Consider the following 15,282-nt stretch of genomic DNA (forward strand, 5'->3'; position numbering starts at 1 on the left):
GTGTCATCCCGTGGTCGTACACCGCCCGGGCCGACCTCACACTCTGGCCTCCTGCCTCGTCATACGGGTGAGAAGGACACCCACGAGGAGGAACCATGACCGATCGTGCACGGCCGACCAGGGGCAACCCGGGCGGCTCGCAGACCGTGCTCGTGCTCGGCGCGGGGTACGCCGGGATCATGACGGCGAACGGCGTCAGAGCTGCCCTGCGTCCCGACGAGGCGGCGTCCGTGCGCGTCGTGCTCGTGGCGCCGGGGGCACAGTTCGTGGAGCGGGTCCGGCTGCACCAGCTGATCGCGGGGTCGGTGGGCGGGGTGACGCGGGCGCTCGATGACCTGCTCCATCCGGAGGTCGAGGTCGTCGACGGGTACGCGACGCGCATCGACCCAGACGCACGGGAGGTCGAGGTCGATCGCTCGACCGTGCTGGGCTACTCCGTCCTCGTCTACGCCGTCGGCAGCGGAGCCCGTCCCGCGGCCGTGGACCCCCACGCCCGCGTGGTCGCGTGCGCCGAGGATTCCGCCTTGGCCCGCCAGGACCTCGCCGGGCTCGCGCCGGGACGTGCTGTCGTCGTGGTCGGCGCGGGGATGACCGGGGTCGAGACGGCGAGCGAGGTGGCCCAGGCGCGCCCCGACCTGCAGGTGACCCTCGTCAGCGCCGGCGTCCTGCTCCCCGGCAGCCCGGCACGTGCCCGCGGGCGGGTGGAGCGCACCATCCGCGAGCTCGGCGTCGCGCTGCGGACGTCCGCCACGGTGGTGGCTGTCGGGCGGGACGCCGTCACCCTGGCCGACGGGACCGTCGTGCCGGCCCACCTCTGCCTGTGGGCCGGCCCGCTCACGACGCCCGAGCTCGCGGCGTCGAGCGGGCTCCCGGTCGACGGCCGCGGCCGGCTACTGGTCGACGGCGCGCTGCGGACGCTCGGGCATCCGGACATCGTGGGCGCCGGGGATGCCGTGTCGCTGCCGGACGTCGTCGGGGGGCACCTGCGCCCTTCGTGCGCGTCCGCTCTGGCGCTCGGCCGTCGGGCCCAGGACACGGTGCTGGCGCTCGTGCGCCACGAGCCGGTGGTCGCACGTCCGGTCGGCTATCTGGTGCAGTGCCTCAGCCTCGGTCGTGCGGGCGGGTACGTTCAGCTCGTGAAGCCTGACGACACGCCATTGCCGCTCGCCCTGCACGGGCGCCCTGCCGCGCTCGTGAAGGAGCAGATCACCCGCATGGCGGTGGCGGCGGTCGAGCGCGAGCGGCGACGCCCCGGGTCGTACGTCGTGCCGCCAGGGCCGCGTCCCCAGCGCGCGCGAGCCGGGGCATGACCGTCACCGACAACCTCGGCCCTGGTGGCGCGGTGCACCGCCACCTGATCGGGGTCGCGTACCGGCTCCTGGGTTCCGTCCACGACGCGGAGGACGCCGTCCAGGACGCTCTCGAGCGCTGGTCCGCCCTCCCGGAGCAGGGCGACGTGCGCGAACCGGTGGCATGGCTCACGACGGTCGTGAGCCGGCTGAGCGTCGACCGGCTCCGTTCGGCGCGCGCCCGGCGCGAGTCGTACGCGGGCATCTGGCTCCCCGAGCCGGTGCTCGGTGACGCGGTCGCCCCTCGAGGCGCGGGACGTGCGGCTGCTCCCGAGGATGTCGTCACCCTGGACGAGTCCGTGTCCTTCGCGCTCCTGACCGCGATGGAACAGCTCACCCCCGCGGAGCGCACGGCGCTGATCCTGCACGACGTCTTCGCGCTGACCTTCGTCGAGGTCGCGGCGATCCTGGACCGGACGCCCGAGGCATGCCGACAGCTCGCCACGTCGGCTCGGCGCCACCTGCGCGGCCGCCCGCGCTTCGCCGTCGACGGTCCGGAGCGGGACCGGGCGGTCCGGGCCTTCGCCGACGCGTGCCGGACGGGTGACGTGGACGCGCTCACCCGGGTGCTGGCGCCCGATGTCATCACCCGGTCGGACGGCGGAGGCCACGTGCACGCGGCTCGGCGAGCCGTCGTCGGTGCAGAGCAGGTGGCGCGGTTCCTCCTCGGGGTCCTCGGCGGGCAGGCACGGCACGGGAGGTCGCCCGAGGTCGCGTTCGAGCCGGTCAACGGCCGCCGCGGTCTAGTCCTGCGCGAGGACGGCGCGATCACGGCGGTCGTCGACGTCGCCGTCGCGGCCGGTCTGGTTGCGGAGATCGCGATCGTCCTCAACCCGGACAAGCTTCCCTCCGGCACCGCGGCGTCGAAGTCGGGGCCCCCCGCCCCCGGCGCGCTTCAGGATCCGGGACGGACCAGCCCGGACTCGTAGGCGGTCACCACCGCTTGCACCCGGTCGCGCGCGCCGAGCTTGGCGAGCACGCGGCCCACGTGGGTCTTGACGGTCGCCTCGGCGACGAACAGGTCCGTGCCGATCTCGGTGTTCGAGCGACCTCGGGCCATGAGCACGAGGACCTCGCGCTCGCGCTCGGTGAGGCTGCCGAGGCGGGCGTCGTCGGCCGGGTCGGCGGGGGCGTCGCCCGTGAGCGCGGTGGACATGTGCTCGAGCAGCCGGCGCGTGCTCGACGGCGCGATCACGGCGTCCCCGCGGTGCACCGTCCGGATCGCGCCCAGCATCTCCTCGGGCGGGGCATCCTTGAGCAGGAAGCCGCTCGCTCCCGCCCGGATGGCCTCGAGCACGTACTCGTCGAGGTCGAAGGTCGTCAGCACGATGATCCGTGACTGGGCGCCGGCGGCACTGGGGCGGGCCCACGCCTCCGCCAGGCGCGCGGTCGCCGTGAGCCCGTCGGTGCCGGGCATCCGCACGTCCATGAGCACGACGTCGGGGCGCAGCGGCGTCAGCAGCCGCACGGCCTCGTCGCCGTCCCCGGCCTCGGCCACCACGTGCAGGTCGGGCTGAGAGTCGATCACCATCCGGAAGCCGGCGCGCACGAGCTGCTGGTCGTCGACCAGGGCCACACGGATCTGGTCAGGTGCGGGGAGGTCGGTCATCGCTCGCTCCGGTCGGGGAGGGGAAGGGTGAGGCGCACGCGGAACCCGCCGCCGGGGCGCGGGCCGGAGACCAGGGTGCCACCGAACATGGCCGCGCGCTCCGACATCCCGAGCACGCCGTGCCCGGCCCCGTCCGAGGTCGCAGCGGCGCCGCGGCCGTCGTCGGCGACCTCGAGGACCACGCTCGCCGCGTTCCACTGCTGCAGCACGGTTACCGCCGGGTCAGGACCGGCGTGCTTGAGGACGTTGGTCAGGGACTCCTGGCACACGCGGTACAGCGCGAGCCCGACGCCGGGCGGCAGCGGGCGCGCGGTGCCCATGCGGACGAGGGAGACGCGCAGGCCGCTCTCACGCATCTGCTCGAGGAGCTGTTCGATGTCCCCGCTCGCGGGCTGCGGGGCACGCTCGGGGGACCTCGTCCCGCCCGTGGTCGACCCGCTCGCGCCGTCGGCGTCGTCATCGGTCTGGTCCGTGCGCAGGACGCCGAGGAGTCGCCGCATGTCGGCGAGGGCGTCACGCCCGGTCTCGGCGATCGTCCCGAGCGCGTGCGCTGCGGCGTCCGGGTTCGCGGCGGCCGCGTACCTGCCGCCGTCGGCCTGCGCGATCATCACCGACAGCGAGTGGGCGACGATGTCGTGCATCTCCCGTGCGATGCGGGTGCGCTCCGCCGCGGCGGCGAGGCGCGCGAGCTGCTCGTGCTCGGTCTCAAGCTGGCGGGCGCGGTCCTCGAGCGCCTGCACGGTGGTCAGCCGGGAGCGGCGCGCGAAGGCGAACGCCCATACGGTGAGCACGAGCATGGTGCCGAAGAAGGCGTAGCTCACCGCCTCGCCCAGCCCGCCGTTCGACTGACCCGTCACCTGGGCCGAGCCGATCCCGACGCCGAGGAGCGCGCCGAGGAGCGCGAGGCGCCGGGCCCAGCGCGGGCCGCGGACGGTGACCGAGTGCAGGGCCCAGCAGACGGCGACGATCGCGGGCGTGAGGATGATGTGCGCCATGGGCGTGAAGGCCGCGGCGATCGCGTAGACGGAGACGGCGGAGGCCACCGGGTTGGTGCGGCGGAAGGCCAGCGGCGCGAGGAGCGCGACCGATGCCACAGCGGCAGGCAGGGCGCCGAGGTAGATCCCCGCGGTGCTGGCCAGCATGAGCCCGACGAGCAGGGCAACCGTGCCGTCCACGGTCCGCGGGTGCTCGCGCAGCCATCGGCGCGTCCCTGTCGTCTCCTCCACGCCGTTCACCCTAGGTCGCCGCCCCGGGCCCGCGCGTCATCCCCCGGGACCATTGTGAGGAGGGCGACGTCAGCCTTGCGCGTCAAGGACGTGCCAAGAGGACGCCATGACCTACCATGGCGACATGACCCATGTGCTCTTGGCAGAAGACGACCCGGCGATCGCCGAACCGTTGGCGCGTGCGCTCACCCGCGAGGGCTACGACGTCGTGGTCCAGGGCACGGGACAGGGAGCGATCGACAACGTCGGCTCCGCGGACCTGGTCGTGCTCGACCTCGGTCTCCCGGACATGGACGGGCTGGACGTCGCCCGGGCGATCCGCAGCCAGGGTCTGACGACGCCGATCCTCGTGCTGACCGCACGGGCGGACGAGGTGGACCTCGTCGTCGGGCTCGACGCTGGCGCCGACGACTACGTCACCAAGCCGTTCCGGCTCGCTGAGCTCCTGGCCCGGGTGCGCGCGCTGCTGCGCCGCACGCACGGCGAGGTCGAGGTGGACGAGGAGCTGCGCGCCCAGGACGTGCGCGTCGACGTGGCCGCCCACCGCGCGTTCCAGGGTGAGCGCGAGCTGCACCTGACGACCAAGGAGTTCGAGCTGCTGCGCGTGCTCGTGGGCAGCGCCGGGAGCGTCGTCGTGCGCGACACGCTCATGCGCGAAGTGTGGGGCTCGGAGCTCGTGGGCTCGACCAAGACGCTCGACATGCACGTGTCGTGGCTGCGCCGCAAGCTCGGCGACGACGCAAACGCCCCGCGCTACATCTCGACCGTGCGCGGCCTCGGCTTCCGGTTCGAGACCGGCGTCGGCTGACCCTCGATGCGTCGCCGGGTGATCCTGGCGACCGTCTCGGCGGTCGCGGTCGCTGTCCTCCTGCTCGGCTTCCCGCTCGCGTTCCTCGGCGCGCAGCTCGTCAAGAACAACGAGCTGCGCGAGCTCCAGATCCGCGCGCAGAACATCTCTCGCACGATCGAGGGACGTCTCACCCGGGACGACCAGGTCACCGTGGAGTCGCTCGAGCCCCACGTCGGCGGGGAGGGGCGGCTGTCGGCGTACATCCAGGTCGTCACGCCCACGGGTGAGCGCATCACCGCGGGCGAGGAGATCACGGGGCAGACCCAGGAGGTCGCGAACCTGACGGACAGCAACGCGCTCGTCTACGTCCAGGTGTCGCAGTGGGACCTGTACCTGCGCAGCGCGCAGATCGTCGTGCTGGTGATCGTGGCGTCGGTCGTGGCCGTGGGCGCGGGCATCCTCGTGGCCATCTGGCAGGCGAACCGGCTGTCCGCGCCGCTGCTGTACCTCGCTGCCTCGGCGGAGCAGCTCGGCTCCGGCCAGGTCCGACCGCACGTCGAGGCGTCGGGCGTGGAGGAGATCGACCTCGTCGCCGCGGAGCTCGCGCGGTCCTCGGACCGGATGGCCTCGCGGCTGGCCGTCGAGCGGCAGTTCGCCTCGGACGCCTCGCACCAGCTGCGGACGCCGCTGACGGCCCTGACCATGCGGATCGAGGAGATGGCCCTGGCCGCGCCGGACAACCCGGAGGTCCAGGAGGAGGCGCGCATCTCGCTCGAGCAGATCGAACGGCTGGTCGTCGTCGTCGACGACCTCCTCAGCCGGTCGCGGCGCGCCCTCGGCGGCACCAACGAGGCGCTCGTCCTGCTCGACGTCGTCGCGCAGCAGGCCGAGGAGTGGGGGCCGACGTTCGAGCAGGCCGGCCGCCGGCTGGTGGTCGACATCGACGAGAGCACCCGGGTGCTCGCCTCGCCGGGCGGGCTCGCCCAGGTGCTCGCGACCCTCATCGAGAACTCGCTCAAGCACGGCGGCGGGACCACGACCGTGCGCTCGCGCGGGGGGACGAGCGGCGCCGTCGTCGTCGAGGTGGCCGACGAGGGCGACGGCGTGCCCGACGAGCTCGCCCCCCACATCTTCGAGCGCGAGGTCACGTCCGGCGCGGGGACCGGCCTCGGGCTGGCGCTCGCCCGCGACCTCGCCGCCGCCGACGGCGGGCGCCTCGAGCTCGCCCAGCGCCGCCCCGCGGTGTTCGCGCTGTTCCTCTCGGGCGTCCCGAAGAGCCTCGACCCGTCGGTCGTGCTGCCGGTGGGCAGCGTGGTGTCCAGCGGGTGGGGCCGACGACGGCGCCCGCCGGCCTGACAGATCCTGCTCAGCCGCGCGGTGCGGGAGCCTGCTCGGCGGGTGCCGTGAAGACCCAGTGGCGGTAGGCGAGGTACCGGAACACCATCCCGAGCACGAGGCCGACGCCGTTCGCGCTGATGTTGTCCGCGAGGGGCGAGCGCAGGTCCAGCACGTAGTGCGAGAACGCCAGGCAGGCCACGGCGATGCCCATCCCCCCGATGTTCACCACCGCGAAGCCCGCGAGCTCGCGCACGTGGTTGGCGGTGCGTCGCGCGGCGAAGGTCCAGTACCGGTTGCCGAGCCACGACACGAGGGTCGCGACCGCGACCGAGATCACCTTCGCCGTCAGCGGCTTGTGCTCGAGGAGGTCGCCCGGGCCGAACCGCAGCAGGTTGAACAGACCGAGGTCGACGACGAACGCGACGGCCCCCACCGACCCGAAGCGCGCGAGCTCGGCCAGGCGCGCCGCCAGGCGCACGGCCCGCCCGGACGTCGGTGTCGGCCGCTCGCCCTCGAGCGTCGGGGGTGCGCTGCTGGTCATGCACCGAGGGTAGCGCCGGGAAGCGTCTACCCTGGGTGCCCGTGGGAGAACTCGTGGTGGCAGTGGTCGGTGGCGGACAGCTCGCGCGCATGATGGCGCCAGCCGCAGCGGAGCTGGGCGTGACGCTCCGCGTGCTCGTCGAGGGCGCGGGGGCGTCCGCGGGGCAGGTGGTCGTCGACGCCCCGCACGGTGCGTCCGCCGACGCCGCGGCTGTGTCCGCCGTCGCGCTGGGCGACGCCGAGCGCCGGCCCGCGGACGTGCTCACGTTCGAGCACGAGCACGTCCCGCACGCGTTGCTGCACCAGGTCTCCGACGCCGGTGTGCCCGTGCGCCCCGGGCCGCACGCGCTCGAGGCGGCCCAGGACAAGATCGTCATGCGTCGCCGGCTCACCGAGCTCGGCGTGGCCTGCCCGGCGTGGGCGGCGCTGCCCCGCGACCCCGAGGCGGCGCGCGCGGCGCTGGACGCGTTCGTCGCCGCGCACGGCGGCGCGGCCGTCGTGAAGACCGCGCGGGGTGGCTACGACGGCAAGGGTGTGCGGGTGGTGCGGGGGAGCGCCGACGTGGGCGAGTGGATCGCCTCGGCCGCCCTCGACGGGCCGGCCCTGCTCGTCGAGGAGAAGGTGCCGTTCGTGCGCGAGCTCGCCGCGGTGGTCGCACGGCGGCCCTCCGGCGAGGTCGCCGCCTACCCGGTCGTGGAGTCCGTGCAGCGCGACGGCGTCTGCGCCGAGGTGCTCGCTCCCGCGCCCGGCCTGGACCCCGCGCTGGCCGCGCACGCCCAGGCGGTCGCCGAGCAGATCGCGACGGCGCTGGACCTCACCGGTGTGCTCGCCGTCGAGCTGTTCGAGGTCGACGGCGCCGTGCTCGTCAATGAGCTCGCCATGCGACCGCACAACTCGGGGCACTGGACCATCACCGGAGCGGTCACGAGCCAGTTCGCCCAGCACCTGCGTGCGGTGCTCGACCTGCCGCTCGGTTCGACCTCCCCGGTGGCACGGTGGACCGTCATGGTGAACGTCCTCGGGTCGCGGCTCACGGCGCTCACCGACGCCCTGCCCGACGTGCTGGCCGACCCCGCCGTCCAGGTCAACCTGTACGGCAAGGAGATCCGCCCGGGGCGCAAGCTCGGGCACGTCACCGTGAGCGGCAGCGACCTGGCCGAGGTCCGCGCCCGGGCCAACCGTGCCGCCGCGCTGCTGCGGGGCGAGGACGCCGACGACGGGGTAGCAGCACCGACGGCAGACGCCACGAGGAGGAACGCATGAGCGACACAGCGACGGGCGGGCGGCCGGTGGTCGGCATCGTCATGGGGTCGGACTCCGACTGGCGCGTCATGCACGCGGCTGCCGACGTGCTCGAGGAGCTCGGCGTCGCCGTCGAGGTCGACGTGGTCTCGGCGCACCGCATGCCCACCGAGATGATCGACTACGGCCGCACGGCCGCGGACCGTGGCCTGCGCGTCCTCGTCGCCGGTGCGGGCGGCGCCGCCCACCTGCCGGGCATGCTCGCCGCGGTGACCCCGCTGCCCGTGATCGGCGTCCCGGTGGCCCTCCAGCACCTCGACGGCATGGACTCGCTCCTGTCGATCGTGCAGATGCCGGCCGGCGTGCCGGTCGCGACGGTCTCGATCGACGGGGCCAAGAACGCCGGGCTGCTCGCGGCGCGAGTCCTCGGCGCTGGCGAGGGCGACGAGGCGGCGGCGCTGCGCGCGCGGATGAGCGCGTACCAGGACGGCCTGCGCGACCAGGCCGCGGCCAAGGGCCGCGCGCTGCGGGAGGCGCGGGAGCGGGGCTGACCTACTCCTCGCCGACCTTCCCCGCGGGCAGCGAGCCCGCCATGATGTCGGCGAAGAACCCGGGCGCCTCGTCGGGGTCGAGCAGGACGGTCGAGCCGACCCCGCCGGGGCGGTAGTCGAGGCTGGCGATCGGCGGGGCGCCCGTGATGCCCTCCGGGCCGCCCGCCGCGCGGAAGGCGAGGGCGAGCCGGCCCATGTCGATGATGCCGGTGTCGTCGTCGACCGCCACCGAGGACAGCCCGGCGTCGATCAGCGAGACCTGCTTCGCGGGGTTGACGAGGACGCCCGGGCTCGCGACCTGCTTGACCAGCTTGCTGACCAGCTGGCGCTGGCGCTCGGCGCGTCCGATGTCACCCTCGGGGTCCGCGTAGCGCATCCGGATGAAGGCGAGCGCCTTCTTGCCCTTCACGGTGTGGCAGCCCGACTTCCACTTCAAGCCGGATCGCTTGTCGTTGACGTCGTAGTCCAGGCAGAGCTCGACGCCGCCGACGGCGTTGACGACCCCCTGCACCCCGCCGAGACCGATCTCGACGTAGTGGTCGATCGTGAACCCGGTGAGGCCTTCGACGCTCGCGACGAGCAGCTCGGGACCGCCCCAGGCGTAGGCCGCGTTGAGCTTCGCGGGACCGTGACCCGGCACGTCGGTGTAGGCGTCGCGGGGGAGGCTGATCAGGGCGGTGGGGCCGCTCTCCGGCTCGTGCAGCAGCATGATCGTGTCGGTGCGCGCACCCTCGGTCCCGTCCTCGTTGATCGCGCCGTCGTCGCGGGAGTCCGAGCCGGCGAGGAGGTAGGTGGTCCCTGCGGTGTCGGCCGCTCCGGAGAGGGCCGTGACGTGCGTGATCTTGCCGTCGGCCCACAGCAGCAGGCCGATCGGCCACGCGAGGACGAGCAGGAGCACGAGGCTCAGGACCAGGGCGACGATGCGTCCCCGCCGGAGACGGAGGCGCCCCGGCCTCCCCGGGGTGCCGGGTCCGTGGGGTCCGGACCCGCCGGGAGGACGGGGGCCGCCGCTGGGCGGCGTGCCCGCGCCGGCGCGCACACCGGGGGCGGCGGGGGCCGCGGCCGGTCGGGCAGCGCCCGCGGTGCGGACCCGCGGGGTCCCGTGCGGCGGGGTCGCGGCCCGCGCTGCCGCGGGAGGCGCGGAGCCGACCCGGCGCGGAGCAGCAGCGGGGCGCGGCGTCCCCGGGGGCTGCGGGGTGCTCGGACGCGCGGAGCTGGTCCGTGGGGGGATCCGACCAGCGCCGGGGCTGCGGGGCGCGCCGCTGGGCTCCGCCGCCTGGCCGACCGGCACGGCACCTTCGGTCGTCCTCGGTCGCTGCGCGGGCGTGTGCTGCGGGGTGAAGCTCGGCGGCGTCGTCCGACGCGGTTCGTCTGCCATGCTCAGCCGCACTCCGCCGTGACGTCGGCGCCGGTGAAGGCCTCGCGACCTGCGCTCTTGGTCTCGGTGGGCTCGGGCTCGGTCGTCTCGGTCGGCTCGGTCGTGCTGTCGGTCGGCTCGTCCGACGGCTCGACCGTGTCCTCGGGCTCAGTGGGAGCCTCCGGATCGGTGGGAGCCTCGGGCTCGGTGGGAGCCTCGGGCTCGGGCACGAGCGGGTCGTCGGAGGCCATGTTCGCCCAGACCGCCATCGCCTCCTCGGTCCAGACCACCTCGTTGGTGTCCGCGGGGTTCGGGACCCAGGGGATGGTCATGAACGTGATGTCCTTCGCGCGCAGGCTCCGCATGCTGTAGGCGAGGCCCGCGAGGTTCGGCACGCTCGCGAGCTCGGGGTTGGTCGTCAGCGAGGACGTGCCGGCGTCGAGGAAGCTGTACAGCTTGGGCAGGTCGGTGACCAGGCTCTGGCTGAGGGCCTCGTTCACCATGGCGGACATCAGCTGCTGCTGCCGGCCGATGCGGTTGGTGTCGGACCCGTCGCCGACGCCGACGCCGGTGCGAGCGCGGGCGAAGCCGAGCGCGTCCTTGCCGTCGAGCGTCTGGAAGCCGGCGGTGAGCTTGAGGTCGGCCTTGGGCGCGTCGATGTCGTTCGGCACGCAGATCGGGACGCCGCCAAGGGCGTCGACCATGTTCTCGAAGCCGGCGAAGTCCACGACCGCGTAGTGGTCGATGTACACGCCCGTGAGCGCCTCGACCGTCTTGATGGTGCAGGCGGCCGCGGAGGCGACGTCGCCTCCCACGGACCAGCCCAGCGAGAACGCCGAGTTGAAGCGCCCGGCGGTCGCGGCGCTGGTGGCGCCTCCGGTGCCGGTGCACGAGGGGATCTGCACGAACGAGTCGCGCGGGATCGACACCAGCTCCGCGCGCGACCGGTCGGCCGACACGTGGAGCACGATCGTCGTGTCCGAGCGCATGCCTCCGACCCCGTCGTCCACCACGTCGCCGTCGCCGCGCGAGTCCGAGCCCATCAGCAGGATGTTCAGGTCCTTGCCGGCGTTGGGGTCGTCGGGGTCGGCCACCTTCTCGGGGCGGTCGCCGCCGAGCAGCTGCGTGACCTCACCGGTTCCGATGTTGCCCTGGAGCCGGGCGGTCGCGGAGGTGAGCCCGACGCCGACGAAGGTCAGGACGCCGACGACGGAGAGCGCGACGGCGCGGACGGCGCGGTGGTTGCGCGTGGTCCGGGCGTGGCGAGGCACGTCGGTGCGCATGGGTGAGGCAGTCACGAGGGTCAATAGTAGGGAGCGTCGTGCGCTCAGCGATGCAAGCCGCGGGGTGAGGCGGTGGAGGACTTGTGCAGGTGGCTCAGGCGCCGGGACCGGCGCGCCGCTCGTCCTCGAGGCGCGCCTCCGTGAGCGTCAGCTCGCGGGTGAGCGCGGTGATCTTCGCCGACAGCTGATTCATGCGTCGGTGGCTGGTCGAGATGTAGCTGAGGAACGCGATCACGAGCGCGTACAGCAGGAGGTCGGCCCCACGCCCGACGCCGAGCCGGTTCGCCACGGCCGACAGCCACTGCGGGACCATCACCGACACGGCGGCGGCCAGCACGAACCCGAGGAGCATCAGGCGCCGGATGGCCTGGTGGCGAGCGTCGGCCGTGGACCGGTTGAGGAGCAGCGCGACGACGCCGATGCCGACGAGCAGCACGACCTGGATCCACATGACGTCCACGGGAGCTCCTAGCGGAAGACGAGGTCGACGAGGATGTTGACCGAGTTGAGCAGCGACTGCCCCTTGCCGCGCGAGTAGTCGGTGTACAGCACGTGCACGGGGTGCTCCCGCCACGGCAGGTGCGTGCGCTGCAGGTGCAGGACGATCTCGCTGGCGTGCGCCATGCGGTCCTGGGTGAGGTGGACGCCGCGCGCGGCGTCGGACCGGATCACCCGGAGCCCGTTGTGGGCGTCGGTGAGCCGCAGCCCGGTGCTCTGGTTGGTGAACCACACGGCCAGCTTGAGCACGACGCGCTTGAGCAGACCGGCACGGGTGCGGTCGTCGAGGAAGCGCGACCCGAAGACGATCGCGACGTCCTCGGCTCGGGCGAGCTCGACCATCGCGACGGCGTCGGTCACCTGGTGCTGGCCGTCCGCGTCGAACGTCACGACGTACCGCGCACCGGCGCCGACGACGTACTCGATCCCGGTCTGCAGCGCGGCGCCCTGGCCGAGGTTGACCGGGTGGCGCAGCACGCGGGCACCAGCGGCCTGGGCGGCTGCGGCCGAGCCGTCCGTGCTGCCGTCGTCGACGCACACGACGTGCCGGAAGCGTTCCCGGGCGCCGCGCACGACGTCGCCGATGACCTCGGCCTCGTTGAAGAGGGGGACCACCAGCCACGCGTCGTCGATCAGGGGCAGGCCGGTCATGGCAGCCATTCTTGCACCGCCGCGACCCGGTCCGGTGGGGGCTCCGGGCGCGACCATCGTCCCGGCGGCGCTGTCGCGGGTGCGCGCTAGGCTTGCGCTGACCTGCCGCCGGACCCGAGCCGTCGGCCCACGGAAGGGGACCCGATGGCAGTGCGTGTGGCACCAGGGGCGGACGTCTCGCCCGAGGCGCAGCTCGGTGACGGCACCGCGATCTGGCACCTGGCACAGGTGCGGGAGGACGTGCGGATGGGCGCGGGGTGCGTCGTCGGTCGCGGCGCGTACATCGGCACCGGCGTCGTCATGGGCCAGCACTGCAAGGTGCAGAACTACGCCCTGGTGTACGAGCCCGCGCGGCTGGGGGACGGCGTGTTCGTCGGCCCTGCGGCAGTGCTCACCAACGACACCCACCCGCGCGCGGTCAACCCGGACGGCTCGCTCAAGGACGCGAGCGACTGGCACGCCGTCGGCGTCACCATCGGTGACGGCGCGGCGATCGGGGCTCGCGCCGTGTGCGTGGCCCCCGTGACGATCGGCGCCTGGGCCACCGTGGCCGCGGGCGCCGTGGTGACGCGGGACGTCCCGGCCCACGCCCTCGTCGTCGGCGTGCCGGCGCGGCAGGTGGGATGGGTCGGCAAGGCCGGCCAGAGGCTCGATGACCAGGGGGACGGCACCTTCCGGTGCCCCGTGACCGGCGCTCGCTACGAGCTCACCGGGACGACCATGACCGAGGTGGAGACCGCATGAACGAGTTCATCGCACCAGCCAGGCCGATCATCGGCGACGACGAGCGCGCCGCGGTGGACCGCGTGCTGCGCAGCGGGATGATCGCCCAGGGCCCGGAGGTCGCGGCGTTCGAGCAGGAGTTCTCCGCCGAGCTCGCGGGCGGCCGGACCTGCGTGGCCGTCAACAGCGGCACGTCCGGCCTGCACCTGGGGCTGCTCGCGGCGGGGATCGGCCCGGGCGACGAGGTCGTCGTCCCGTCCTTCACGTTCGCCGCGACGGCCAACTCGGTCGCGCTGACCGGCGCCACCCCGGTGTTCGCGGACATCGACCCGCAGACGTTCTGCCTGACACCGGACGCCGCGCGCGAGGTCCTGACGGAGCGGACCAAGGCGGTCATGCCCGTGCACCTGTACGGCCACCCGTTCGACGCCCCGGGCTTCGCCGCGCTCGCGGCCGAGCGGGACGTGATGATCTTCGAGGACGCCGCGCAGGCGCACGGGGCGAGCCTCGACGGACGCATGGTCGGCACCTTCGGGACCTTCGCGATGTTCAGCCTGTACCCGACCAAGAACATGACCTCGGGCGAGGGCGGCATGGTCGCGTGCGTCGACGACGACGTCGCGCGCGCCGTCCGCCTGCTGCGCAACCAGGGCATGGAGCGCCAGTACGCGAACGAGGTCGTGGGCTTCAACGCCCGGATGACCGACGTGCACGCGGCGATCGGCCGCGTCCAGCTGGGCAAGCTGCCGGCATGGACCGCGCAGCGTCAGGCCAACGCGGCCACGCTCGACGCCGGCCTCGCCGCGGCCGCCGGGGTCGTCACCCCCGCGGTGGCGCCGGGCGCCGTGCACGTCTACCACCAGTACACGATCCGCCTCGCGGGCTCGACGGGCGCGGAGCGCGACCGCTTCGTGGCCGCGCTCAAGGAGGAGCACGCGGTGGGCGCGGGCGTCTACTACCCGATCCCCAACCACCGGCTCGCCAGCCTCGAGCACTTCGCCCCGGGCCTCGACCTGCCCGAGACCGAGCGCGCCGCCGCGGAGGTCGTCTCCCTGCCGGTGCACCCGTCGCTGACGGAGGCCGACCTCACCAGGATCGTCGACGCCGTCGTCGCCGTGGCCGGGGCAGGCGCCTGATGGCCGCGCTGCGGGCGGGCCTGATCGGCCTCGGTGCCATGGGGCGCCACCACGCGCGCGTTCTGCGGGAGATGGACGGCGTCGACCTCGTCGCTGTCGCGGACCCGGGGGGAGACCCGTTCCGCGTCGCGGGCCCGCTCGAGGTGCTCCGCGACGTCGAGGCGCTGATCGCGGCGGGCATCGACATGGCCGTCGTCGCCGTGCCGACCGCCTTCCACGAGCCGGTGGCCGTCGCGCTCGCGGAGGCCGGCGTGCACACGCTCGTCGAGAAGCCCATCGCCCTGGACGTCCCGGCGGGGGAGCGCGTGCGCGACGCGTTCGGCCGCGCGGGCCTCGTGGGCTGCATCGGCCACATCGAGCGCTTCAACCCGGCCATCCAGGAGGTCCGCCGCCGCGTGGCCGCCGGTGAGCTCGGCGAGGTCTACCAGATCGTCACCCGGCGCCAGGGTCCGTTCCCGGCCCGGATCGCCGACGTGGGCGTGATCAAGGACCTCGCGACGCACGACATCGACTCGACCGCGTGGGTCGCGGGTGCCGCGTACGACTCGGTCTCCGCGCAGACCGCCTTCCGCTCCGGTCGGTCGCACGAGGACATGGTGCTCGCGACCGGACGCCTGGCCGACGGGGTGATCGTCAACCACGTGGTGAACTGGCTGTCCCCGATGAAGGAGCGCATCACGATCGTCACCGGGGAGCGTGGCGCGCTCACCGCGGACACCTCGAGCGGCGACGTGACGTTCTACGCCAACGGCACCGTCGCCACCGAGTGGGAGTCGGTGGCCTCGTTCCGCGGCGTGAGCGAGGGTGACGTGATCCGGTACGCGATCGCCAAGCGCGAGCCGCTGCGCAACGAGCTCGAGGCGTTCCGGGACGCCGTGCTCGGCGAGGAGAACCGGACCGTCACGATGGCCGAGGGCCTGACGACCCTGCGCGTCGCCGAGGCCATGCTGGCGAGCGCGGCCGACCGCGGGCGCACCGTCAGCCTGTGA

16 protein-coding genes are annotated in these 15,282 nt (G+C 73.8%); 9 read left to right on the forward strand and 7 right to left on the reverse strand.

The window, feature by feature from the left end; translation table 11 throughout:
• Nucleotides 1-95: 95 nt before the first annotated feature.
• Together BMZ30_RS11305 and sigJ are read left to right on the forward strand one after the other, a co-directional pair.
• Complete coding sequence (locus BMZ30_RS11305) at nt 96-1,310, forward strand: NAD(P)/FAD-dependent oxidoreductase (RefSeq protein WP_093378812.1); 1,215 nt, start codon at nt 96-98, stop codon at nt 1,308-1,310.
• Nucleotides 1,307-2,278, forward strand: coding sequence for an RNA polymerase sigma factor SigJ (gene sigJ, locus BMZ30_RS11310; RefSeq protein ID WP_093378814.1), 972 nt, complete (start codon nt 1,307-1,309; stop codon nt 2,276-2,278). Before BMZ30_RS11305 ends, sigJ begins: the two co-directional genes overlap by 4 nt.
• On the opposite strand, the gene BMZ30_RS11315 is transcribed toward sigJ, so the two are convergent.
• Both BMZ30_RS11315 and BMZ30_RS11320 read right to left on the reverse strand, forming a co-directional pair.
• Nucleotides 2,245-2,958 (reverse strand): response regulator, encoded by a 714-nt coding sequence (locus BMZ30_RS11315; protein WP_093378817.1) that lies wholly within the window; start codon nt 2,956-2,958, stop codon nt 2,245-2,247. The two genes, sigJ and BMZ30_RS11315, sit on opposite strands and share 34 nt — an antisense overlap.
• Complete coding sequence (locus BMZ30_RS11320) at nt 2,955-4,184, reverse strand: sensor histidine kinase (RefSeq protein ID WP_229828853.1); 1,230 nt, start codon at nt 4,182-4,184, stop codon at nt 2,955-2,957. The genes BMZ30_RS11315 and BMZ30_RS11320 overlap by 4 nt, the downstream gene beginning before the upstream one ends.
• Before the next feature lie 124 nt (nt 4,185-4,308).
• Between BMZ30_RS11320 and BMZ30_RS11325 the strand changes: the two genes are divergently transcribed.
• The gene (locus BMZ30_RS11325) at nt 4,309-4,992 is read left to right on the forward strand and encodes a response regulator transcription factor (protein ID WP_093379209.1); all 684 of its coding nucleotides are present in this window, start codon (nt 4,309-4,311) and stop codon (nt 4,990-4,992) included.
• A 6-nt stretch (nt 4,993-4,998) separates the two neighbouring features.
• On the forward strand, nt 4,999-6,330 hold the full coding sequence (locus BMZ30_RS11330; RefSeq protein WP_093378819.1) for a sensor histidine kinase: 1,332 nt from the start codon (nt 4,999-5,001) through the stop codon (nt 6,328-6,330).
• Nucleotides 6,331-6,340: 10 nt separating this feature from the next.
• Here BMZ30_RS11330 and BMZ30_RS11335 read toward each other — a convergent pair whose 3' ends face one another.
• The gene (locus BMZ30_RS11335) at nt 6,341-6,853 is read right to left on the reverse strand and encodes a GtrA family protein (protein ID WP_093378822.1); all 513 of its coding nucleotides are present in this window, start codon (nt 6,851-6,853) and stop codon (nt 6,341-6,343) included.
• 41 nt (nt 6,854-6,894) lie between these two features.
• Between BMZ30_RS11335 and BMZ30_RS11340 the strand changes: the two genes are divergently transcribed.
• On the forward strand, nt 6,895-8,115 hold the full coding sequence (locus BMZ30_RS11340; protein WP_093378824.1) for a 5-(carboxyamino)imidazole ribonucleotide synthase: 1,221 nt from the start codon (nt 6,895-6,897) through the stop codon (nt 8,113-8,115).
• Nucleotides 8,112-8,645, forward strand: a complete 534-nt coding sequence (gene purE, locus BMZ30_RS11345) for a 5-(carboxyamino)imidazole ribonucleotide mutase (protein WP_093378827.1) — start codon at nt 8,112-8,114, stop codon at nt 8,643-8,645. The genes BMZ30_RS11340 and purE overlap by 4 nt, the downstream gene beginning before the upstream one ends.
• A 1-nt stretch (nt 8,646) precedes the next feature.
• Here purE and BMZ30_RS11350 read toward each other — a convergent pair whose 3' ends face one another.
• From BMZ30_RS11350 to BMZ30_RS11365, 4 genes are all read right to left on the reverse strand, one after another.
• A complete protein-coding gene (locus BMZ30_RS11350; RefSeq protein ID WP_229828851.1) occupies nt 8,647-9,543 on the reverse strand; it encodes an LCP family protein in 897 nt (298 codons plus the stop codon).
• Nucleotides 9,544-10,025: 482 nt separating this feature from the next.
• Nucleotides 10,026-11,300 carry an LCP family protein gene (locus BMZ30_RS11355; RefSeq protein ID WP_229828848.1) on the reverse strand — a complete coding sequence of 425 codons (1,275 nt, stop codon included), beginning with the start codon at nt 11,298-11,300 and terminating at the stop codon, nt 10,026-10,028.
• 79 nt (nt 11,301-11,379) lie between these two features.
• Entirely contained in the window at nt 11,380-11,736 is a 357-nt protein-coding gene (locus BMZ30_RS11360; RefSeq protein WP_093379212.1) for a DUF2304 domain-containing protein, read from the reverse strand.
• 17 nt (nt 11,737-11,753) lie between these two features.
• Entirely contained in the window at nt 11,754-12,443 is a 690-nt protein-coding gene (locus BMZ30_RS11365; protein ID WP_093378834.1) for a glycosyltransferase family 2 protein, read from the reverse strand.
• A 135-nt stretch (nt 12,444-12,578) separates the two neighbouring features.
• On the opposite strand from BMZ30_RS11365, the gene BMZ30_RS11370 reads away from it, so the two are divergent.
• The 3 genes from BMZ30_RS11370 to BMZ30_RS11380 are packed head-to-tail and all read left to right on the forward strand — an operon-like array spanning nt 12,579 to nt 15,282.
• On the forward strand, nt 12,579-13,178 hold the full coding sequence (locus BMZ30_RS11370; protein ID WP_093378837.1) for an acyltransferase: 600 nt from the start codon (nt 12,579-12,581) through the stop codon (nt 13,176-13,178).
• Complete coding sequence (locus BMZ30_RS11375) at nt 13,175-14,293, forward strand: DegT/DnrJ/EryC1/StrS family aminotransferase (protein ID WP_093378839.1); 1,119 nt, start codon at nt 13,175-13,177, stop codon at nt 14,291-14,293. Before BMZ30_RS11370 ends, BMZ30_RS11375 begins: the two co-directional genes overlap by 4 nt.
• Nucleotides 14,293-15,282 carry a Gfo/Idh/MocA family protein gene (locus tag BMZ30_RS11380; RefSeq protein ID WP_093378842.1) on the forward strand — a complete coding sequence of 330 codons (990 nt, stop codon included), beginning with the start codon at nt 14,293-14,295 and terminating at the stop codon, nt 15,280-15,282. The genes BMZ30_RS11375 and BMZ30_RS11380 overlap by 1 nt, the downstream gene beginning before the upstream one ends.

The organism is Flavimobilis marinus (assembly GCF_900113055.1).
Taxonomy (GTDB): domain Bacteria; phylum Actinomycetota; class Actinomycetes; order Actinomycetales; family Cellulomonadaceae; genus Flavimobilis; species Flavimobilis marinus.

Bases quoted from the DNA above. Each gene is read 5' to 3' on its own strand.
- BMZ30_RS11380 (WP_093378842.1), top strand. From the start codon at position 14,293: ATGGCCGCGCTGCGGGCGGGCCTGATCGGCCTCGGTGCCATGGGGCGC.
- BMZ30_RS11330 (WP_093378819.1), top strand. From the start codon at position 4,999: ATGCGTCGCCGGGTGATCCTGGCGACCGTCTCGGCGGTCGCGGTCGCT.
- BMZ30_RS11305 (WP_093378812.1), top strand. From the start codon at position 96: ATGACCGATCGTGCACGGCCGACCAGGGGCAACCCGGGCGGCTCGCAG.
- BMZ30_RS11360 (WP_093379212.1), bottom strand. From the start codon at position 11,736: ATGTGGATCCAGGTCGTGCTGCTCGTCGGCATCGGCGTCGTCGCGCTG.
- purE (WP_093378827.1), top strand. From the start codon at position 8,112: ATGAGCGACACAGCGACGGGCGGGCGGCCGGTGGTCGGCATCGTCATG.
- BMZ30_RS11335 (WP_093378822.1), bottom strand. From the start codon at position 6,853: ATGACCAGCAGCGCACCCCCGACGCTCGAGGGCGAGCGGCCGACACCG.
- BMZ30_RS11325 (WP_093379209.1), top strand. From the start codon at position 4,309: ATGACCCATGTGCTCTTGGCAGAAGACGACCCGGCGATCGCCGAACCG.
- BMZ30_RS11375 (WP_093378839.1), top strand. From the start codon at position 13,175: ATGAACGAGTTCATCGCACCAGCCAGGCCGATCATCGGCGACGACGAG.
- sigJ (WP_093378814.1), top strand. From the start codon at position 1,307: ATGACCGTCACCGACAACCTCGGCCCTGGTGGCGCGGTGCACCGCCAC.
- BMZ30_RS11370 (WP_093378837.1), top strand. From the start codon at position 12,579: ATGGCAGTGCGTGTGGCACCAGGGGCGGACGTCTCGCCCGAGGCGCAG.
- BMZ30_RS11315 (WP_093378817.1), bottom strand. From the start codon at position 2,958: ATGACCGACCTCCCCGCACCTGACCAGATCCGTGTGGCCCTGGTCGAC.
- BMZ30_RS11365 (WP_093378834.1), bottom strand. From the start codon at position 12,443: ATGGCTGCCATGACCGGCCTGCCCCTGATCGACGACGCGTGGCTGGTG.